This window comes from Roseateles paludis (assembly GCF_039872745.1).
In the GTDB taxonomy this organism is placed as follows: domain Bacteria; phylum Pseudomonadota; class Gammaproteobacteria; order Burkholderiales; family Burkholderiaceae_C; genus Pelomonas; species Pelomonas paludis.
On the sequence record NZ_JBDPZD010000002.1, the window covers coordinates 758838 to 779053 of the forward strand.

The 20216-nt window shown below is 67.2% G+C and carries 18 protein-coding genes; 13 read left to right on the forward strand and 5 right to left on the reverse strand.

Features of this window, described 5'->3' with window-relative positions; translation table 11 throughout:
• Nucleotides 1–93: 93 nt before the first annotated feature.
• A complete protein-coding gene (locus ABDJ85_RS09495) occupies nt 94–1260 on the forward strand; it encodes a glucuronyl esterase domain-containing protein (RefSeq protein WP_347704513.1) in 1167 nt (388 codons plus the stop codon).
• Nucleotides 1261–1304: 44 nt separating this feature from the next.
• Entirely contained in the window at nt 1305–2447 is a 1143-nt protein-coding gene (locus ABDJ85_RS09500) for an endo-1,4-beta-xylanase (protein ID WP_347704514.1), read from the forward strand.
• 30 nt (nt 2448–2477) lie between these two features.
• Here ABDJ85_RS09500 and ABDJ85_RS09505 read toward each other — a convergent pair whose 3' ends face one another.
• Nucleotides 2478–2933, reverse strand: a complete 456-nt coding sequence (locus tag ABDJ85_RS09505) for an SRPBCC domain-containing protein (RefSeq protein ID WP_347704515.1) — start codon at nt 2931–2933, stop codon at nt 2478–2480.
• Nucleotides 2934–3383: 450 nt separating this feature from the next.
• On the opposite strand from ABDJ85_RS09505, the gene ABDJ85_RS09510 reads away from it, so the two are divergent.
• Both ABDJ85_RS09510 and ABDJ85_RS09515 read left to right on the forward strand, forming a co-directional pair.
• Nucleotides 3384–3701: a cache domain-containing protein gene (locus ABDJ85_RS09510; protein ID WP_347704516.1), complete on the forward strand. Its 318-nt coding sequence runs from the start codon at nt 3384–3386 to the stop codon at nt 3699–3701.
• Between the two features lie 73 nt (nt 3702–3774).
• Nucleotides 3775–5319 (forward strand): methyl-accepting chemotaxis protein, encoded by a 1545-nt coding sequence (locus ABDJ85_RS09515; RefSeq protein ID WP_347704517.1) that lies wholly within the window; start codon nt 3775–3777, stop codon nt 5317–5319.
• A gap of 73 nt (nt 5320–5392) precedes the next feature.
• Here ABDJ85_RS09515 and ABDJ85_RS09520 read toward each other — a convergent pair whose 3' ends face one another.
• A complete protein-coding gene (locus ABDJ85_RS09520; RefSeq protein WP_347704518.1) occupies nt 5393–8305 on the reverse strand; it encodes an adenosylcobalamin-dependent ribonucleoside-diphosphate reductase in 2913 nt (970 codons plus the stop codon).
• A 252-nt stretch (nt 8306–8557) separates the two neighbouring features.
• On the opposite strand from ABDJ85_RS09520, the gene prsT reads away from it, so the two are divergent.
• The gene (prsT, locus tag ABDJ85_RS09525; protein ID WP_347704519.1) at nt 8558–11329 is read left to right on the forward strand and encodes an XrtA/PEP-CTERM system TPR-repeat protein PrsT; all 2772 of its coding nucleotides are present in this window, start codon (nt 8558–8560) and stop codon (nt 11327–11329) included.
• Here the strand turns inward: prsT and ABDJ85_RS09530 are convergent.
• Together ABDJ85_RS09530 and ABDJ85_RS09535 are read right to left on the reverse strand one after the other, a co-directional pair.
• Nucleotides 11316–12602, reverse strand: a complete 1287-nt coding sequence (locus tag ABDJ85_RS09530) for a D-amino acid dehydrogenase (RefSeq protein ID WP_347704520.1) — start codon at nt 12600–12602, stop codon at nt 11316–11318. The genes prsT and ABDJ85_RS09530 overlap by 14 nt on opposite strands.
• A gap of 89 nt (nt 12603–12691) precedes the next feature.
• Nucleotides 12692–12841 (reverse strand): hypothetical protein, encoded by a 150-nt coding sequence (locus ABDJ85_RS09535; RefSeq protein ID WP_347704521.1) that lies wholly within the window; start codon nt 12839–12841, stop codon nt 12692–12694.
• Between the two features lie 310 nt (nt 12842–13151).
• On the opposite strand from ABDJ85_RS09535, the gene ABDJ85_RS09540 reads away from it, so the two are divergent.
• The 5 genes from ABDJ85_RS09540 (at nt 13152) to ABDJ85_RS09560 (ending at nt 16579) form a co-directional block, all read left to right on the forward strand.
• Entirely contained in the window at nt 13152–13373 is a 222-nt protein-coding gene (locus ABDJ85_RS09540) for a hypothetical protein (RefSeq protein WP_347704522.1), read from the forward strand.
• Between the two features lie 227 nt (nt 13374–13600).
• Nucleotides 13601–14236, forward strand: coding sequence for a hypothetical protein (locus ABDJ85_RS09545; protein WP_347704523.1), 636 nt, complete (start codon nt 13601–13603; stop codon nt 14234–14236).
• Nucleotides 14237–14371: 135 nt separating this feature from the next.
• Nucleotides 14372–14557 carry a hypothetical protein gene (locus tag ABDJ85_RS09550; RefSeq protein WP_347704524.1) on the forward strand — a complete coding sequence of 62 codons (186 nt, stop codon included), beginning with the start codon at nt 14372–14374 and terminating at the stop codon, nt 14555–14557.
• Nucleotides 14554–15489 carry an HprK-related kinase A gene (locus tag ABDJ85_RS09555; protein ID WP_347704525.1) on the forward strand — a complete coding sequence of 312 codons (936 nt, stop codon included), beginning with the start codon at nt 14554–14556 and terminating at the stop codon, nt 15487–15489. The genes ABDJ85_RS09550 and ABDJ85_RS09555 overlap by 4 nt, the downstream gene beginning before the upstream one ends.
• Complete coding sequence (locus ABDJ85_RS09560) at nt 15482–16579, forward strand: nucleotidyltransferase domain-containing protein (RefSeq protein WP_347704526.1); 1098 nt, start codon at nt 15482–15484, stop codon at nt 16577–16579. Before ABDJ85_RS09555 ends, ABDJ85_RS09560 begins: the two co-directional genes overlap by 8 nt.
• A gap of 25 nt (nt 16580–16604) precedes the next feature.
• Here ABDJ85_RS09560 and ABDJ85_RS09565 read toward each other — a convergent pair whose 3' ends face one another.
• Entirely contained in the window at nt 16605–18269 is a 1665-nt protein-coding gene (locus ABDJ85_RS09565) for an alkaline phosphatase family protein (RefSeq protein WP_347704527.1), read from the reverse strand.
• Nucleotides 18270–18321: 52 nt separating this feature from the next.
• Here ABDJ85_RS09565 and ABDJ85_RS09570 point away from each other — a divergent pair, with 52 nt between their 5' ends.
• The 3 genes from ABDJ85_RS09570 to ABDJ85_RS09580 all read left to right on the forward strand — a co-directional run bounded on the left by ABDJ85_RS09570 (nt 18322) and on the right by ABDJ85_RS09580 (nt 20188).
• Entirely contained in the window at nt 18322–19071 is a 750-nt protein-coding gene (locus ABDJ85_RS09570; protein WP_347704528.1) for a hypothetical protein, read from the forward strand.
• 13 nt (nt 19072–19084) lie between these two features.
• Nucleotides 19085–19852, forward strand: a complete 768-nt coding sequence (locus ABDJ85_RS09575; protein WP_347704529.1) for an enoyl-CoA hydratase/isomerase family protein — start codon at nt 19085–19087, stop codon at nt 19850–19852.
• Between the two features lie 96 nt (nt 19853–19948).
• Complete coding sequence (locus ABDJ85_RS09580) at nt 19949–20188, forward strand: hypothetical protein (protein WP_347704530.1); 240 nt, start codon at nt 19949–19951, stop codon at nt 20186–20188.
• The last annotated feature ends 28 nt before the right edge of the window (nt 20189–20216 follow it).

Consider the following 20216-nt stretch of genomic DNA (forward strand, 5'->3'; position numbering starts at 1 on the left):
GCCCTCACCCTGCTCGCCGTTGCGGCGCTGTCGGCTTGCAGTTCGGCTGGGGGCCCGAACCCGGCCGCCGCTCCTGCCGCCTCCGCGTCAGCGATGGCGATGCTTGGGGCCGTCGAACACAGCGGCGCTGCTTGCCGGGACCCGGCGCTGCCGGCGCTGGCTGCCCTGCCCGCCACCGCCGCGCTGCCCGACCCGTTTGTGATGGCCGATGGCCAGCGGCTCACCCGCAAGGCCGACTGGGCCTGCCGGCGCCACGAGGTGAGCCGGCAACTGCAGGCCTATGAACTGGGCGAGAAGCCTGCGCCCGTGCCCGGCAGCGTGAGCGGCAAGCTGGACGGCAAGACGCTGACGGTGACGGTGAGCACGGGCGGGCGCAGCATCAGCTTCAACGCCAACGTGCAGTTGCCCAGCACCGGCCAAGCGCCCTACCCGGCCGTGATCGGCATCGGGCGCTCCTTCCTGAACAACGCGGAGCTGCTGGCGCGCGGGGTGGCGGTCATCGACTTCCCGAACAACGACATCGCGGACCAGCAGAACGGCAGCTCGCGCAACAAGGGCAAGTTCTTTGAGTTGCACCCCGAGGCACAAGGCACGGGCGCGCTGGTGGCCTGGGCCTGGGGCGTGAGCCGGCTGGTGGATGCGCTGGCGCAAGGCGCGGCACCCGCGATTGACGCGCGGCACCTGGGGGTGACGGGTTGCTCGCGCAATGGCAAGGGCGCCCTCATGGCCGGCGCTTTGGACGAGCGCATCGCGCTGACTATCCCGCAGGAAAGCGGCTCGGGGGGCTCGGCGGCGTGGCGTGTGTCGGACGCGCAGAAGGTGGCGGGGCAGAACGTGCAGACCCTGCGCCAGATCGTGACGGAGAACGTGTGGTTCCGGTCCAGCTTTGGCGAGTTCAGCGAGGCGGCTGCGCGCTTGCCCTATGACCACCATCAGGTGCTGGCCCTGGTGGCGCCGCGCGGCCTGCTGGTGATCGAGAACACGGCGATGGAGTGGCTGGGCAACCAGAGTGCCTGGGTGAGTGCGCTGGCCGCCCGCGAGGCCTGGGTGGCGCTGGGCGTGGCGGACGGGATGGGGGCCTCCCAGTTCAGCCACCCGGACCACTGCCGCCTGCCGGCCGAGCAGTCGCCGGAGGTGCTGGCTTTTGTGGACCGCTTCTTGAAAGGCACGCCCGCAAAGACGGATATCGTGCGCACCGACGGCAAGTTCGCCGTTGACCGCCAGCGCTGGATGCCCTGGAGCACCCCCGCGCTGAAGTGAATTGGGGCAGCCTGCCGCTGCCATCGTTTTTTCAGGGAGATTGCATGCAACGACGTCAGATCGTCCAGGGCTCACTCGCGCTGGCACTCACCGGCTGCGGAGGGGGCGGAAGCTCGGCGCCAAGCCCCTCGCCAGCGCCGGCACCCGCTCCAGCGCCTGCCCCGGCACCAGCACCGACGACCCCCACGGTCATCCCGGCGCTGAAGGACCTGACCGACTTCCCGATCGGCATGGAAGTGGCGGCTGCCGACGAGGAGCGCAGCATCTTCAAGCTGGCTGCGCAGCTGCCCACGATCAACAAGCACTTCAACAGCCTCGTGGCCGGCGTGATCATGAAGATGAGCTACCTCCATCCGGAGGAGAAGCGCTTCTTCTACACCGACGCCGACGCGCTGACCGCCTATGCGCGGGACCACGGCATGCACATGCATGGCCACACCTTGATCTGGCACTGGGACACGCAAGTGCCCGCCTGGATGGTGAACTACACCGGCGACTGGAAGGCCATGATGGACGACCACGTCACCCAGATCTGCCAGCACTTTGCGGGCAGCGTGCAAAGCTGGGACGTGGTGAACGAGGCCTTGGACGAAAGCACGTCGCACGGATGGCGAGAAACGATCTTCTACAAGAAGCTCGGCAAGGCCTATGTCGAGAACGCCTTCCGCGCCGCGCGCGCGGCCGACCCCAAGGCCGAGCTGTACTACAACGAATACAACATGGAGGCGTCGGACGCCAAGCTGAAGTTCATGCTGGCCATGATCGACGACTTCCAGGCGCGGGGCGTGCCGCTGGACGGCATCGGTTTCCAGATGCACACCAACATCACGACCGAGTACCCGCCCATCGAGCAGATCCAGGCCGCCTTCAAGGCGGTGGCGATGCGTGGGCTCAAGGTGCGCATCTCGGAGCTGGACATGTACACCAACCTGTACGGCACCGACAAGACGCTGACCGACGCCGTCGCCGAGGCGCAGAAGCTGCGCTACAAGGCCATCGTCAAGGCCTACCTCGCGGCGGTGCCACCTGCGCAGCGAACCGGCATCACCTTCTGGGGCCTGGTGGACGGCGAGTCGTGGATGAACCACATTGGCAACCCCTTCAGCAACTGGCCGCTGCTGTTCAACGACGACTACACACCAAAGCCCGCGTTCTGGGGCGTGGTGGAAGCGCTGCAGGGCAAGTAGCGTTCAAGACCGCCGCCGTGGCGGCATGCTTCAAGCGTGCGACTTCAGTTCATGCGACTTGGCAAGCACGGCGGCGAGCCGGTCGAGGTTCTGCTCGTTGGCAGGCTCGCACATGGGCTTGAGCGCGGCGGCGGTATCGCTGTCATCAAACTGCTGGGACCAGGTCACCAGCGTGCCCTTGGGGAGGGCCTCCAGATTCACGGTGAGCGTGAAGCGCGGCACCGACTCGTGGCGGATGACCAGCTCCTCGGCCGGGCGCAGGCGCAGGAAGCGGCTGGCGTTGGGATAGACCTGGCCCGTGGGCGCTTCCATGTCGAAGCGCCACTCGCCGCCCTCGCGGAAGTCGCACACGTGGAAGTGATTGCGAAAGCCGTCGGGGCCCCACCAATGCGCCAGGCATTCAGCATCGGCAAAGGCGGCGTAGACGGCCTGCGGCGCCTGGGAATAGACGCGCCGATGCACCAGGGGTTGGGGACGGGACAGCATGCCTGAAGGGCCCTTTGAATCCAGCAATTACGTCGAAGCGATGGTAGGGCGCGGCGGGTGCCCGAGTGGTTGCCGCCGGGGCTTGCAACGCGCCGGCGAATGAAATCCTGCACGCCCGCCGGGAGCAGCCGCCGGGCGGGCAACAAACCCGACTGCCAACCGCAACGGCGCGTGAACTTCCTCACGCTGGCGTGCCCCCAGCCCTTGGCTAGACGCCCCAGTCGGCACAAGTCGACGCACCAAGATTGCACCGCGTGGGATATTGAAGTTTCAGAGTGGTTACATCCCTTGTCCGTACTGAGGAGACCGAAATGAATGCTCGCTTTTTGCCCGCGTCCTGGCCTTGTTGCTGACCGCCTTCATGGTGGCGTCGAGTTGGGCCAGTGGCGCCAGCCGCGCTGAAGCTCGGCTCAAGTCAACGCGGCGATCAACCATGCCAAAAAGGTGGGCGTGGAGCAGGCCACCAAGGACTTCAATACCGGCCCCGACTGGAAGGTCAAGGGCATGAACGTGATCCTGAACGACATGAAAGGCCTGGTGCTGGCCTCGTCGCTGAACGAGCGTTTGATCGGCAAGAACACGCTCGAAATCAAGGACCCGAACGGCAAGGAGTTCGTCAAGGAAATGGTGGCCACCGCGACCAAGGGCGAAGGCTGGGTGGACTACCAGTTCATCAACCCCGAGACCAAGAAGCTGGAAGAACGCTCGATGTTCGTCAAGCGATTGCCCGGGTCCGACCTGTTCGTTGGCGTGGCCATCACGAAGTAAGACTGATGTGGCGACGCCGAGGGCCGTGACTGGCCCTCGGCGCACCAACAGCTTGCGCACGAGGTAGATTTTCATGCTCCTTCAATACCGGATTGGCACACGCTTGGGCATCGGCTTTGGTGCCGTGCTGGCAGCGGCCGTGGCGGCGTTTGCGGCTGCCACTTTCATCGGTCTGCAAGGCCAAGCAGCCACGCATGACAGCGCCGAAGAGTCAGCTCAACGGATCAATCTGGTATCGGCGATGCGCGAGGCCGAACTGGTGATGGTGTCCTCCATCCGCAGCGCCGGCTTGCAAACGGATGGCGCTGCGATCAACGCCGATGTGGCGGCGTATCGCGCCGCCGGCAAGGCCATCCAAAGCAGCGAAAACGAATTCAGTGCTCTGCCACTGTCAGACGCTGAGCGTGCCACGCTGGCCAACATCACACAGCTGCGCAAAGATGCGGCGCCGCTGGTGGAAGACGCCATCAAGTTCACGATGGCCATGGCTGGAGATCAGGCCGCCAAGCTGCTGAACGAACAGTTCAGCGCGGTGGAAAAGCGCTGGGCAGCAGAGCTCAGCAAGCTTGCTGACTTGCAGCGCGAACGCGCCGCCCACGCGCGTGAAGCGATTGCCCGTGCCAACCGCCAGCGCCTGCTGGCTCTGGGCGCCTTGCTGTTGCTCGTCGTGCTGGGCGGCGGCGCCTTTGCGGCCGCCATGACGCGTTCGGTCACCCGCCCACTGCGCAAGGCGGTGGAAGTGGCGCAGTCCGTGGCCGAGGGCGACCTGGACATCCACATTACCGCGAAGGGCGACGACGAGGCGGCCGAACTGCTGCGCGCCCTGCAGAGCATGACAGGGCAGTTGGCGTCGATGGTGGCGTCGGTGCGCGAGTCGGCACTGTCCATTGACGTGGCCTCGCAGGAAATCAGCCAGGGCAATATGGACCTGTCGAACCGCACCGAGGCGCAAGCGGCGTCGGTGCAGTCCACCTCGTCCACCCTGCAGAACCTGACCAGCATGGTCAGCGAGACGGCGAGCAATGCGCACACCGCGCACAAGCTCACTGACGAGACCGCCGACGTGGCACGCGGCGGCAGCACGGCGATGAGCAGCGTGCTGCAGACCATGTCACGCATCAGCGAGTCCTCGCGCCGCATCTCCGAGATCATCGGCGTGATCGATGGCATCGCCTTCCAGACCAACATCCTGGCGCTGAACGCTGCGGTCGAGGCCGCGCGGGCCGGCGAGCAAGGCCGTGGCTTTGCCGTGGTGGCCTCCGAGGTGCGCGCTTTGGCGCAGCGCGTGACCACGGCGGCGGCTGAGGTGCGCACGCTGATCGCGGAGTCCGCCGAACGGGTGGACGACGGCCTGCGTCAGGCCGACGGCATGAACAGCACCATGGGCAAGCTGCTGGACAGCGTGGACCGCGTGCGCGTGCTGGTGGCCGAGATCACCAGCGCCGCTTCGCTGCAGCGCGAGGGCATCGTCAAGGTCAATGAATCGGTGCGCACCATCGACACCACCACCTCGCAAAACGCTGCGCTGGTGGAAGAAGTGGCCGCCGCCGCCCAAAGCCTGAGCGGCCAGACCACACGCCTGCGCGACCTGGTGCAGCGCTTCCGCACGGCGGGCTGAGCGCGGGCCGCATCGCGCGGCGCGCCATGCATGGCATCGCTGCCGTCTGCTCAGCAGACGCCGAGCCGCGCTTTCAGCCGCACTGCCCCACGTAACCGCAGGCGGTGCAGAAGTCGCAGCCGTCCTTGTGGATCATGGTGGCGTTGCCACATTCTGGGCAGGGCTTGCCGGCTTGCACCTGCAGCGCGCCGCCCTCGGGCACGAGCTTGGGCGCCGCCGGTGACTGCAGCAGCCCCATGTCGGCCAGCGGCATGCCCGCTTCATCGAGGATGCCGAGCATGGCGTAGCGGTGGATGATGAGCCGCGCCACATAGGCCACGGTGGACGGCCAGACTTGCTGGCGGCGCTCGCCGCTCAAGCTGGGCACGGGCGCCATGAAGTGGCCGAGCGGCTCACCGACGTTGAGCAGCTTGCGCAGCTTCATGCCGATCCAGGCCGGGTCGAGCACGCGCATGTCGAGGCTGAGCAATCTGGCCATGCCGTCCAGGGCCTTGGGGTAGTTGCCCGAGAAGCCCATCGCGCAGGGCCGGGTGACGCTGCCGCCCGAACCTTCCAATCCGGGGGTGGGCAGCACGACTTCCTTGAGCGTCAAGGTGAACTGCTCATTGGTGGCGGGGTTGTCCACGTCCACGGCCCAGGCCAGGGTGCCGGAGATGCCGGTGCGCGGCTCGGCGCGGCTGAACATGGCGTCCACCACCGGTGTGGGGCCGCCCTCCTGCAGCGCGCCAAGCTGCTCGCAACGCCAGCGGATGACGGCGGCCGTGGCGGCCACAACGCCGGGGAAGAGGCGCGTGTCACCGCTGGGCGGCATGGGCATCTCGAAAGCGCGCTCCTCCTGCACGGTGGCGAGAGCGTCGAGCTTGAGGCGCAGCCAGGCAGCGTCGTTGGTGCGCAGGTCCATGGAAAGGGTCTTGGCCAGTGCCGCCAGGCCACGCGGCTGCTCGGCGCCGTTGATCCAGACCTCGAAGGGCAGGTTGCGACCAAAGAGGCCGGCTTCGGGGCCGTCGAGGGGCAACTCGCCCACGAAGAGCGCAAAGTCGCCATGGGGGTGGCGGATCATGTAGCTCCAGGCCGGGTTGCCGCCAGGCATGTCGGGCCGGCTGGGCCAGCGCAGCGAGGCAACCACAGTCTGCGGCAGGCGCTCCACTTTAAGGCGCTGGTTGGCACCATCAAGCAGCGGCCGCAAGGGCTCCGGCTGTTTGACCTCGGGCGTGACGGAGAGCACCGAGCCCAGCACGCTATTGGGCCGGTAGGTGGCCAGGCCCTTGAGCTTGGAGCGCCAGGCCTGGGTGTAAAGGTCCTGGAAGTCCTCGTAGGGGTAGTCGGCCGGGACGTTGACGGTCTTGCTGATCGAGGTGTCGATGAACGGCGCGACGGCGGCGACCATGGCGGCGTGGTCGGCCGCCGAGAGCTCGAGCGCGGTGACGAAGGCGCTGGACAGCGGTGCGTCGGCGCCGAACAGATGCCGGTAAAGCCGCCAGGCGTGGTCCTCGACCGCGTACTCCTTGAAGCCGCCGCCCTCGGCCTGGCCGAGCCGCTTCTTGCGCGTGTAGCTCCAGGAGAAGGCAGGCTCGATGCCGTTGGAGGCGTTGTCGGCAAACGCGAGGCTGATGGTGCCGGTGGGGGCGATGGACAGCAGGTGCGAATTGCGCAGGCCCTGGGCGCGGATCTTGTCCTTGAGCGATTGGGGCAGGCGCGAGGCGAAGCTGCCGCCGGACAGATACAGATCGGCGTTGAAAAGCGGGAAGCTGCCGCGCTCCTTGGCCAGGTCGCTGGAGGCGCTGTAGGCCGCGTCGCGCATCACCTCGCTGATGCGGCTGGCCATGGCGCGGGCTTCGGGAGAGTCGTAGCGCAGGTTGAGCATGACGAGCGCATCGCCCAGGCCCGTGAACCCGAGGCCCACGCGGCGCTTGTTGGCGGCCTCGCGCGCTTGGGCCGGCAGCGGCCAGGGGGTGACGTCAAGCACGTTGTCCAGCATGCGCGTGGCCACGGCCACGACCTCAGCAAAGCCGGCTTCGTCAAACTGCGGCGCCGGGCTGAAGGGCTCGCGCACAAAGCGCGTCAGGTCGATGGAGCCCAGGCAGCAGCAGCCATAGGGCGGCAGCGGTTGCTCGGCGCAGGGGTTGGTGGCCGAGATGGTCTCGCAGTAGTGGAGGTTGTTGTCGGCGTTGATGCGGTCCAGGAAGAGCACGCCAGGCTCGGCGTGGTCGTAGGTGGACCGCATGATCTGGTCCCACAGGTTGCGGGCCTGCACGCGGCGGTAGACCCATTGCCCATCGCCCCGCTGGTAGGCGCCAGCCTCGATCTGCCCGGGGCTGGGCGTGGCACGGTGGACGAGGTCCACGGCCGTGTCGTCGACCACCGCCTGCATGAAGGCGTCCGTCACGCCGACGGAGATGTTGAAGTTGCGCAGGTCGCCTTCGTCCTTGGCGTGGATGAAGGCCTCGATGTCGGGGTGGTCGATGCGCAGCACGCCCATCTGCGCGCCGCGCCGGCTGCCGGCGCTCTCGACGGTCTCGCAACTGCGGTCAAACACCCGCATATAGCTGACCGGCCCCGAGGCATGGCTGCGCGTGGCGGCCACCCAGGCGCCGGCGGGCCGGATGCGGGAGAAGTCATAGCCCACGCCGCCACCCCGGCGCATGGTCTCGGCGGCTTCGGTCAGCGCCGTGTAGATGCCAGGCACACCGTCCTCGGCAGTGGCGATGGAATCGCCCACCGGCTGGACGAAACAGTTGATGAGCGTGGCGGAGAGGTCGGTGCCTGCCGCAGACATGATGCGGCCAGCGGGCACAAAGCCGCGCTCCAGCGCCTCCTGGAAGGCCGCTGCCCAGCGGGTGCGCTCGGCCGGCTTCTCGGCCTCGGCCAGCGCGCGCGCCACGCGGCGTCGCAGTTCGTCGGCGGACCGCTCGCCGTCTTTGGCGTATTTCTCGATCAGCACTTCATGGCTGATGTCTTGGAGGGGGAGGTCGGCAACGGTGCTCATGGCGGGGCGGCGTGAGGTCTGGGAACGATCAATGGGGCATTGAGTGTGCGCCCGAAATAGCTGTATGTCCATACAGATCACATCGTTGATCTGGGTCATTGACGGGGCCTCGCCACCCGATCGCCCCTGGCCGAACTGACAGTGCGCTGTCCCTGTCCTGAGCGACATGCCAAGCACTGCGCAGGAAGCCCGAGATTGCGCGAGCCCGGCGCATTCACTGGGCCACAATCGCCGCGAATTTCCGGAGCCCCCATGAAGACGCGCCTCATATCTTGGATGGTTTGTGCGGCCCTCGCCGCCTGCAGCGGCCGTAGCGACGAAGAACTCCTGGCCGCAGCCGCTCAACGCATGCAGGCCAACGACCCGGGCGGCGCGTCGATCGAGCTGAAGAACCTGTTGCAGCGCAGCCCTGACAACGCGCAGGCCCGGCAACTTCTGGGCAAGGCGCTGCTGGACGCCGGCGACCTGGCGGGCGCGGAGATCGAATTGCGTCGCGCGCAGGACCTGGGGGCATCGCCAAGCCAGGTGGCGCCGCTGTTGGCGCAGGCCTTGCTGGAGAGCGGCCAGGGGAAAAAGTTGATTGGCGAGTTGGCCGACCGAAGCTTGGCCGAGCCCGAGGCCACGGCCAAGTTGCAGGGCTCGCTGGCGATGGCCTACCTGCAGCAAGGCAATTTGCTGGAGGCCAAGGCGGCCGCCACCAAGGCGCAGCAATCTGCACCGGGGACGGAGACATCGGTGCTGGTCAATGCTCGCGTCCGTGCCGCAGCCGGGTCGCGTGACGAGGCGCTGAGCCTGCTGGACGAGCTGCTCGCGCGGGAGGCCAAGAGCGTCAAGGCGCTGCAACTCAAGGCCGAAATCCTCGCCAGCCTGGGGCGGAACGAGGAGGTCATCGACCTGCTGCAACGCATCCTGCAACTGGACCCCAATGTCTACGAGGCCCGCAGCCTGCTGCTGCGCGAGGCCCTGGCCAAGAACCGCATCGATGACGCGACCAAATTGGTCGAGTCCATGCCCGAAAAGATGACCAAGCGCCCGCAGGGCCACTTCCTGCAGGCACAGCTGGCGCTGGCCAAGGGCGATGCCGCCAAGGCGCGCGAACTCGGCCAGCCGCTGCTCAAGGTGATGCCCAATTACGTGCCGCTGCTGCGCTTGCTGGCGGGGGCTTACCAGCAACTGGGCCAGATCCCGGACGCCGAGAACATGTTGGGGCAGGCCCTCAAGCAGTTGCCGGAGGACCGGAGCCTGCGTCGTCAATACGCCAATCTGCAGTTGCAGGCACGCCAGCCGGCCCGCGCGCTTGACACGCTCAAGGCGGTCATCGATTCCGGCAAGGTCGATGCCGACACCCTGCTGATCTATGGCCGGGCCCAGATGGCTCAAGGCAACTTCGCTGTGGCAGACAACGCCTTTGCGCAGGCCTCCAAGTTGCGCCCGGAAGACCCGCGCCTGCAGGCGGCGCTGGCGCTGTCGACACTGGTGCGTGACGGCGACTCGAACAAGGCCAAGGTCGATGCTGCCGTGGCCCAGTTGCGCGAGTTGGCCGCAAAGGATACCGGCAGCGCCTACGACATGCTGCTCGTCAACGCCCAGCTGCGCCGCCGTGATCTGCCCGCCGCGATGGCCGCCATCGACAAGCTCCAGGCCAAGACGCCCAACAGCCCCGAGCCCTTCAACCTGCGTGGCCGCGTGCAACTGGCGCAAAAGGACTTCAAGCAGGCACGCGCCTCCTTCGAGGCGGCCAGCAAAGCTGACCCCAAGTACCTGCCGGCCGTGCTCGGGCTGGCGGCACTGGACCAACGCGATGGCCGCGTCGAGGACGCCATCAAGCGCCTGGAGGCCTTCGTGGGTCAGCAGTCGCAATCGGCCATGGCGCGCCTGGCGCTGGCCGAATTGCTGTTTGGGTCCAAGGCTGAACCCGAACGCATCACCACCGTGCTGACCGAAGGCGTCCGGCTGGAGCCCAACGAGCCGGCGCTGCGCGTGGCCTTGATCGACCACCGCCTGATGCTCAACGACACCGCCGGCGCCGCGCAAGCTGCGCAGGAAGCCGCTGCGGCGCTGCCCAACAGCCCCGATCTGCTGGAGCGTCTGGCCCGCACCCAGCTTGCGAGCAATGACAAGAGTCAGGCGCTCAAGTCCTATTCCAAGCTCACTTCGCTGGCCCCGAACAAGGCGTCAGGCTATCTCGGCCTGGCGCAGATCCGCTTCATGGAGCAGGACATCCCCGGGGCCGAGCGCGAGATCAAGCGGGCGCTGGACGCCGAACCCAACTCCGTCATCGCGCAGCGGCTGTCCATCCAGATCGCCGTCCGTCAGGGCCGCCTCGACCAAGCCCAGGCCCAGATGCGCCAGCGCCAGAAGGACCGCCCCAACGAAGGCTTCGCCTACATCGCCGAAGCCGACATCGAACTGCGGCGCCAGCATCCCGAGCTGGCACTCGGCCTGCTCAAGAAGGCCGTGGCCACCACCGACCCGCAAGACGCCCCGGTGCGCCTGTTCTCCATGCTGCTCAGCATGAAGAAGCGCGACGAGGCCCTGGCTTTCGAGACGCAGTGGCTGAACGCCCACCCTGCCGACAACGCCTTTGCCGGCGGCGTGGCCGATGTGCTGCTGGCCCAGGGCGACTTAGAAGGCGCGCTCGGCCGCTACGAAAACTTCCTGAAGCGCAACCCGGACAGCCTGCCCTTCATCAACAACGTCGCCTGGCTGCGCGCCAAGACGGGCAAGGCGGGTGCCGCTGAACTGGCCGAGCGCGGGCTCAAGCTCAAGCCCTCCTATGCGCCGCTGCGCGACACCTATGCCACCGTGCTCGCCACCGACAAGCAGTACGACAAGGCCATCAACCTGCAACGCCAGTTGATCAGCGACACGCCAGACCAACCGGCCTACAAGGTCACCTTGGCCCAAGTGCTGATCGCCGCTGGCAAGAAGGACGCCGCCCGGCAGGAACTTGAGGCCCTGGCCAAGCTGGGCCCCCAGTTCCCCATGCAGCCCCAGGTGGCCGCGCTGCTCAAGAGCCTCTGACAACGCCGCCGTAGAAGTCGAACGCCAGCTCCGGCTGGCGACCCGACATCAGCTCCGCGAGCGCACGCCCCGAGCCTGCGCCGTGCGTCCAACCCAGCGTGCCGTGGCCGCTGTTGAGCCATAGGTTCCGCGCCACCCGGCTGCGGCCGATGTAGGGCCTGTTGGACGGCGTGCTCGGCCGCAGACCCGTCCAGAAGTTCGGCTCGCTGCAATCGGCGACGCCAGGAAACAAGGCCTCATAGCGGCGTAGCAGAGCCTGGCAGCGCACATGCGCCGTGTGCGTGTCGAGGCTGGTGTCGTAGCCGTTCAGCTCGGCCGTGCCCGCCACGCGGATGCGATCCCCCAAGCGCGAAATGGCGAGTTTGTGGCTGTCATCCAGCAGGCTCACCACGCTGGCCCGCTCCGGCGCCAGCAGCCGCAAGGTGGCCGAATAGCCTTTCGCCGGGTAGATCTGCAAGCGCTCGCCCAAGGGCCGCAGCAGGGCCGGCGTGTACGCACCCAGTGCGGCCACAAAGGCGTCCGCCGTCAGCCGCGTAGCCTCGGGCCCCGCCCGGTGCCGCACCCGAACAGCGGCGACGCGCTCGCCGTCCCGCTCCAGCCCCAGCACCTCGCAGCCAAATCGGAACTGCACGCCCAGGGCCTCACAGCGCTGCGCCAAGGCCTGCGTGAAGCGACAGGCATCGCCCGACTCGTCGCTGGGCGTGAACGTGCCCCCGGCCAGGCCTGCAAAACCCGCCAGCGCTGGCTCGATGGCCAGCACCTGGCGGCGATCCAGTACCTGGCGATCCACGCCATACCGGCGCATCAAGGCCGCCGCGTGTGCGCCTTGATCAAGCTCCTTCTGGCTGGAGCAGAAATGCAGGATCCCGCACGCCAGGCGGTCGTACTCGATGCCGGTTTGCGCCACCAGTTGCTGCAGCGTCTGCTGCGAATAGCGCCCCAATGCCACCAACTGGCGCACATTGCGCTCAAAGGCCGTGGCTGAGCACTCGCCCAGGAAACGCAGGCCCCACTCCCATTGCCGCCAATCCAGTTGCGGGCGAAAGAGCAGCGGTGCATCGGCCCGCAGCAACCATTTGGCGACCTTCCAAGGCGCCGTCGGACTGGCCCAGGGCTCGCAGAAGCTGACCGAAATCTGCGCCCCGTTGGCAAAACTCGTCTCGAGGGCCGGCGCATCCTGGCGATCCACCACCACCACGGCATGCCCCGCCTGCGCTAGAAACCAGGCGGTCGACACCCCAAGAATCCCCGCACCCAACACGACCACTCGCACGCCGCATCTCCAATGGACGAGAGGCTTGCTTGTAGCTGGGTTGACGCGTTCTTACCAGCGCCCGGCCGAAAAAGCCGCGGGAGGGGCCGCTAGCGGCGCACGGCGGACGCGGCAGGCGCTGCCGCCACCAGATTCGACGCCAAGGGTGCGGTTTGAGCCGAATAGGCGAGCCAGATACTGAACAGGAAAACACTGGCGATGGTGCCGCTGGCCAACCATCGCAAAAAGACTGCATTCATGCGGACGCCGCACACAGGCGCGGGTTCAAAACAGGTGTGACAGATTAGACAATCCAGGCCGCTCTACTCATCCCACGCCATAGGGACGCGTAGAAAAGATTTGCAAACGCACAACGGCCCCATGAATGAGTGCCCGCACCTCGCGCCGCCCATTCCTCATAGGGGAAACGGCCATTTCATCCTGTGCAGATTGCGCGCAAGAGGCAATATTTCCTAACAGTTCAAGGGACGGTTTTCGGGGTCCCACTGCACACTTCAGCCATGCCCACCGCATGCGATATATGCGGTCCCACTGAAGTCGAGGTCGGCCATGCGATTCACACCAAAGCTCCGCTTTTTCCGCCGCGAAAGCACGGCGCGCGCCCAGCCCGACCCCGCCGACCTGGGCACCTGCTTCGGCATGGAGGCGAGCCTGGAGGCCTACCCCGAGGAATATCGCTCGGCGACGACCACCCATGCGCTGGAATCTCGGTCAGCCCGGCCGGTGCCCGACGCCTCCCCGCTCGCCTGGCTCAGCCGACGCTCCGCCTGAGGGCCGCCGAGCACCCCTGAGCCGGGGGTGCTCGGAACGACGTTCGTCACAAAGTTGAGTTCAAATAGGCGTGCCATCAAAGTCAGTCCTAGGCCCGTGGGCCTGTGGCAGTGTTTGTCACTGACTGGGCACGCGTCCCGCCTGGAGTTGTGCACGCATCCCAGAAAAGACGCCTAGCTTTGATGGCGCGAGTTGCATTGGCCTCTCAGTGAGGCGAGGCGGAATCCATGAACAATCTAGAAACCAGTTCCGATAGCTCTGCACCGGGTCAGCCCCTCGAGGCCATTCCTGCCGCATCGACTGTGAAGGACCTGAACCGTCGTCGTCTGCTGCTGAAGGGCGCTGCCTCAACGGGCGCCGCCGTGGCGGCTTTGCAGCCCATCGGCGCGCTGGCCACGATTCCGTCCGGCACGACAGTCTTGACCTGCCCCAGCAGCGTGGGCGGCGCCAAGGAGACGAATTGCACGGTTTCGGGCGTGCAATCTGCCGCTCATTCGTTCGCGACCAATGTCACCAAGATTCCTGCCTGCGGCAAGGCGCTCAGCTATTGGTCAGCCAACAACGCCATGGTGCCGGTCAAGACTTGGAACTGTGGCTATACGACCAAGTGCGGCACGCTGCTCTCGAATTGCAACTCGACCTACACCAACAGGAGCCTGATCTGGGTGCTGGTGAACGCATCCGGCAGTGATGAAGCCGGCTACATCTGCGCCTATTTGAACGGTCTGAACTTCTACGGCGCGCCGTTGTCCGGCAAGTGCTTTCCGTACAGCCACACGGACGTGCAGTCGTTCTGGGGTGACACAAACAAGCGCGCTAGTGCCTTGGCGCTCTTCAAGCGCATTTCCACGCAGACGGCCTAAGGCTGCGCCGAGCGCCTTGATCGCCCGCCCGGGCTGTTTCGCGTGATGCAGTGGCGCCTCAGCCGGCAAACATCGCTCCATTGGCTCCACTTTGACGGAGCCTGGTGTGTCTTTGACGAGGGATCGTCTCAGACCTTGATCGCAGACCCGGTGCTTGCCGGCACCCTGATGGCGCTGGAGAGTGGCTGCCAGACGGGCGAAGAGATCGAACAGCAAGTGTTCGAGGATCTCGGGAATCCGCACCGCCCAACACTTCAGCCCCAAATCCACGACGCCTTGAGCTTTCTGAACTCGCTGGGTCTGGTGGAATCGGCGCCGTGAACACCGTCGCGTCCCTTGGTCAGCAGGCGCTGGCCCACCAGCTGCGGTCCGGTGATCTCGTCATCCATTGCGGGGCGTTCCGCTACCGGATCCAGTCGCCGCTGGACCTGATCGCCAACGGCCTGCGGCTGATGTATGCGGACTACCCGCTCGCACCCGCCGACGCGTTTGCCGACTTCTCCTTGAAGATGGAGCCGGGCGCTGGCCTGCATCGCTGGTGGCGCCCCCAGGTGCGTTTCAGCACCGACGGCTTCTACCCTTTTGAGCCTCTGCCGTTGGGGCACGCCTACCCGCAGCTGGAGTGGGCGATGAATTGGTGCGTGTCCACGCGCGCCCACCACTACCTGATGCTGCACTCCGCCGTCATCGAGCGCGACGGGATGGCGGTGGTGCTGCCCGCACCGCCAGGGTCAGGCAAGAGCACGCTGTGCGCGGCCCTTGTGCATCGGGGGTGGCGGCTGCTGTCCGACGAGGTGGCCTTGGTGTCGTTGCAAGATGGCCGGATCTCGCCTGCTGCGCGGCCGATCAGCCTCAAAAACGCCTCCATCGAGATCATCCGCGCGTTCGCACCGGGTGCCGTGTTCACCCCCACGACCCATGGCACCACCAAGGGCTCGGTCACGCATGTCAGAGCCCCACGCGAACACGTGGCGCGCATGCTGGAACCAGCCCAACCACGCTGGGTGGTGGTGCCGCGCTACGTGGCCAAGGCACCGGCTCGCCTGCAACCGGTGGGCCGGGCCCAGACCCTGATGACCCTGGCCACCAATGCCTTCAACTACACCCTGCTCGGCCGGGTCGGCTTTGAGGCGCTGGGGCGGCTGGTCGAGGGCTGCGAGTGTTTCGAGTTCAGCTACAGCCAGTTGGACGACGCCATCGGCGTCTTCGATGCCATCGCTGCCGGCCGGGCGGGGGAGATCACCGGTGGCTGATCTCCTGACCCCGTTCTGGGCCCGGCCCGAGCAGCGGCCTGATTGGCAAGACCGGGCCTGGGAAGCAGCCATGGGCCAGGCACGCCGGGGCCGTCTCACGGCGCGCTTGGCTCTAAAGCTCAGCGAGATGCCGGGGGGGCTGGATGCCGTGCCATCGCCGCAGCGCGACTTTCTGCAAGGCGCTTTGCGCGTCGTGCATCGGCATCGGCAGGATGTGCTGTTCGAGCTGGACCAGGTGCGCCGTTCGATGAAGGGCGTGCCAGGCCCGATCGTCTTGCTCAAGGGTGCGGCCTATCTGGCAGCGGAGTTGCCGGCGGCCCGCGGGCGGGTGTTCTCAGACATCGACTTAATGGTCGCAGAAGGCTCGCTGGAACAGGCGGAGAGCGCCTTGCTGGGCGGCGGCTGGATCAGCCAGGAGCGCGACGCCTACAACCAGCGCTACTACCGGCAATGGATGCACGAGATCCCGCCGCTGGAGCATGTGCAGCGCGGCACGGTGCTGGACCTGCATCACACCATCAGCCCGCCCACGTCCCGCTTCAAGGTGGATGGCCGTTCGCTGCTGGCCCGTGCGCGGCCTTTGGGCGACAGCGGCTTTCATGTGCTCGCCCCCGAGGACATGGTGCTTCACAGCGCCGTCCACCTCTACCAGGAAGGCGAGTTCGACCACGGCATGCGCGACCTGCTCGACCTGCACGAACTGCTGCTCGACTTTGGGCGAGACCCATCCTTCTGGCCAACGCTCGTCGCCCGGGCCGAAGAGTTGTCCCTGGGCGAACCCCTGAGCGTGCTGCTGACGCAGCGCCAGCAACTGCTCGGCATCGTGCCGCCCGCTGACCTGACCGAGCCCTTGAAAGCCTTCCAGCCGCACTGGCCGCGCCGTCAGGTCATGCAGAGTCTCTTGGCCCTGGCACTGCGCCCTCAGCACCCGGACTGCGACACCCTGCTGTCCCGCTGCGCGCGCAGGGCGCTCTACCTGCGGTCACACCTGATCCGCATGCCACTGCATCTGCTGGTGCCACACCTGGTCCGCAAGGCCTGGATGGCGCGCATGTCGGCCGCTCCGGCACCGGACGAAGGCGCGGCCTGAGCGGCCACCCCCAGCCCGGCGCGGTCTATCGAAGCTGCAGGTTGCGCCCCTGGGCCTGAGCGGGCGCCGGCAGTGCCAGCAGGCCAGCCAGCGTCGGCGCGAGGTCCGCGATTTCGACGCGCTCTGGGCGCGCTCCCAAGGCACTGATGCCGCGCCCCCAGAACAGCAGGGGCACATGGGTGTCGTAGACATGCGGCGAGCCATGGGTGCTGCCGCCAGGGCGAGAGCTGAGGAACCATCCCGGCTGCATCACGTACTGCAAGCCTGGCGCCCGCTCAGGGTCCCAGCTCTTGCGCATCGCCGCCAGGTACGGCGTTTTGTCCGCGTCGCCGGAGCGCATCTGCTGCTCATCAAACACCGCCAGCACGCCAGGCAGCTTCAGCAACTCCTCCTTGGCCAGGCGCTCAACGTCGGCACGCGGCAAGCCACGCGATGCAATGCTCGCGTCGTCCAGCAGCAGGCCGGAGGCCGAGAAATCGCGTGCCAGCTTGGGCACGCCAAAGCGCTGCAGGAGCGCCGCATTGACGCTGGCCAGCGCAGGCCCCGCCGCCAGCCGCCCGGCCTGGCGCCCTTGGCTCTGCGCCCACTCTGGGGTGTCCGCAAAGCCATGATCTGCCGTCAGCGCCATCACATAGGCATCGCGGCCGATGGTGCGGTCGAGGTATTCGAAAAAGCGCTGCAGATGTCGGTCCAGGTGCAGCAGGTGGTCATGCGAGAGGCGCGACTCGGGGCCCATCGCGTGGTTGACGTAGTCATGGCTGGAGAGGCTGACCGACAGGATGTCGGTGTGGCCGCGCTGGCCCAGGCGCTCGGCTTCGATGGCCGCGCGGGCAAAGGCCAGGGTCAGCTCATCACCAAAGGGGCTGGCCAACAGGTTGCCGTAGAAGCGCGGGCCCGGTGCGTCCATCTGGTCGCCCACGACGGCCGGCAGCCGATTACCATTGCCCGTGGCGACCTGCCAGGTCTGGCCATCAGGCACCGAACGCGCGTAGGCCGCCTCGGGCAGTAGCGGCGCCCAGGTCTTCTTGAAGAAGGCATCGGCCGGCTTGCCAGCATTGAAAGCGGTGACCCAGGCCGGGTGCTGGGCCATGTAATAGGTGCTGGACGCAAAGCGCCCGGTTTCGGCCATGTACATATAGGCCGTGCCCTTGTGGCCGGCGGGCAGGATGGCGCCACGATCCTTGCCGGAGATGCCAATCACCTTGGCCTCGGGGTCGAGGCGGCGCAGCACGTCGCCCAGGGTCTCGACCTTGAGATTGCGCGGGCTGGTGCCGGCCAGCCGTGGCGTTGGGCTGTCGATGTAGGTGTGCGCCGGGTCTTGCGTGCAGTAGACCTGCTCGCCGGTCTTGAGGTCTCGCCACTCGTTGCTGATGATGCCGGTGCGCTGCGGGTAGGCCCCGGTCAGCATCACGGCGTGGCCCGCTGCAGTGACGGTGTGGCCGTGGCCATAGTGCGCCTCCGAGAACCACTGCCCACGGTCCAGGAAGCGCGCAAAGCCGTCCGACGCCAATTGATCGCGGACCTGGGTGATCTGGCGCATGGGCAGGCCGTCCACCACCAGCAGCACCATCAGCTTGGGCTTGGCAGGGGCAAGGCCTTCTGCAGGCGCCAGCTGCGAACAGCCGGAGACCAGCACGGCCGCCAGTGAAGCGACAACGCGGAGGGCAAGGTTGCGACGTGAGAGGGCCATGGCGCATCGACTTTGAAGCAGAAATGGCGAGCTTACGCCGCACAATTGACGAATGCGCGACTCCGAGCCCCAAGCCGATCCGACGCGATTTCTCGACGGCTGGCGTGCGCCCGTGAAGGCGCCGGACGAGGCGCCCCTCGTCACCGGCCTGGCCAGCCTGACACCATCGCTCAGCGCCGAACGCCTGCAGCGCCTGCGTGATCGGGGCTACGCCATGCAGGACGTGCAGGACGTGGAGCTGCCGGCCAGCCCGCCGCCGCCTCAGCCCGCCTGGGCCGAGATCCAAGCCAGCCTGACCCGCGCCGCCGAGCAAGCCCGCCCGCCGGCCCTGAGGCCTGCCAGCGACCCACGCCTGCTGGCCCGCTGGCAACCCCGCGCCTGGACCGGCCGGCTGCGCAAGATCGCCGAGGTCTCGGCCGAGGTCGTTCAGACCGCCCAGGGCCCCTTGGTTGAAAACCGCGCTGCGGCCTGGCTGTTCGCAATTTGGCCACCGCAGCGTCTGGAGTCGCCCTTGCTAGGCCGCTGGCCGGCCCAGGTCGGCCTGGTCGAGGCCGACGACGCCCCGCTGGCCCAGGCCGCCATGCTTGCCACGGTGCCGCCCGACGCGCCGCTCTGGGTGGCTGACCTGGACATCGACTGGGGCCTGGTCGCCGAGATCCTGCTGCACCAGGACGCCAGCCTGCGCCAGGGCCTCAGCGGCTGCCTGAGGGACCTGATCCAGAGCGAACGCGAAGCCGCCTACGCCCAGATCAACCAGGCCTATGAGCGCGCTGGCCGCACCATCCGCCGCAAGCCCCGCTGAAGCCCCCTGACGGATGCCGCCCCCTGCCCTGCCCAGCCTGCCCCCACAGCTCGACCTGACCGGCGCCATCGCCCGGATCACCCTGCACCGCCCGGAGGCCGCCAACCGGCTCAGCCTGGCTGACCTGGCCGTGCTGCAGGCGCACCTCGACACGGTCGAGCAGGCGGCACAGGTCCGCGTGCTGGTGCTGCAGGCGGTTGGGCGCAGCTTCTGCGCCGGCTTCGACCTGCGGGAGCTGTCAGGGCAGGTGGACCCAGGTGCCCAGTTCGAGGCCCTGGCGGACCGGCTGGAGCGCACCCGCACCATCACCCTCTGCTGCCTGGAGGGCGGTGTCTATGGTGGCGGCACCGACCTGGCCCTGGCCTGCGACTTCCGCATCGGCAGCCCGGCCTGCGAGATGTTCGTCCCAGCCGTGCGCCTGGGCCTGCACTACTACGGCGGCGCCATGCAGCGCTGCGTGCAGCGGCTGGGTTTGCAGGCGGCCAAGCGCCTGCTGCTGGCGGCGGAGCCCTTCTCGGCTGCCCAGATGCTGGCCTGCGGTTTCCTCACCGATCTGAGCGACACGCCCGCCACCCACTGCGAGGCCCTGAGCGAACGCCTGGCCGGCTTTGCGCCCCTGGCCCTGCTGCCCATGAAGCAGCACCTCAACGCCCTGGCCCGGCGCCAACTCGACAGCCAGCCACTGGCCGCAGACATCGCACGGTCGCTGCAATCCGAGGATCTCGCCGAGGGCGCCGACGCCTGGAAAGCCCAGCGAACACCCGGATTTCAGGGTCGCTGAAAGCCCTAGGGCGGGGGACCTGCCACATCGTGGGAAAATACCGTGCTCGCGGCACTGCCCCTGCCGCCCTCCCCACAACTCTTCGACAGGACCAGCGTGGCCAAAGAAACCACCAAGACCACCATCGAAGCGGATGGTCTGCGTTACCGCTCCAAAGCTCCGGGTTCGCCCTTCGCTGCCACCTCTTCCTTCGGCGCTGCCACGATGTCGTGCTTCCTGTGTGGCAAGCACCGCCCCCGGGCCATGCTCAAGTCCAAGAAGCTGCTTGGCAAGTCACAGCCCGTCTGCGCGCCCTCTTGCAAGGAGCTGGAAGCCCAGCTCGCCGCCAAGAAATAAAACGCCAGCCCTGACGGGCACGGGACAC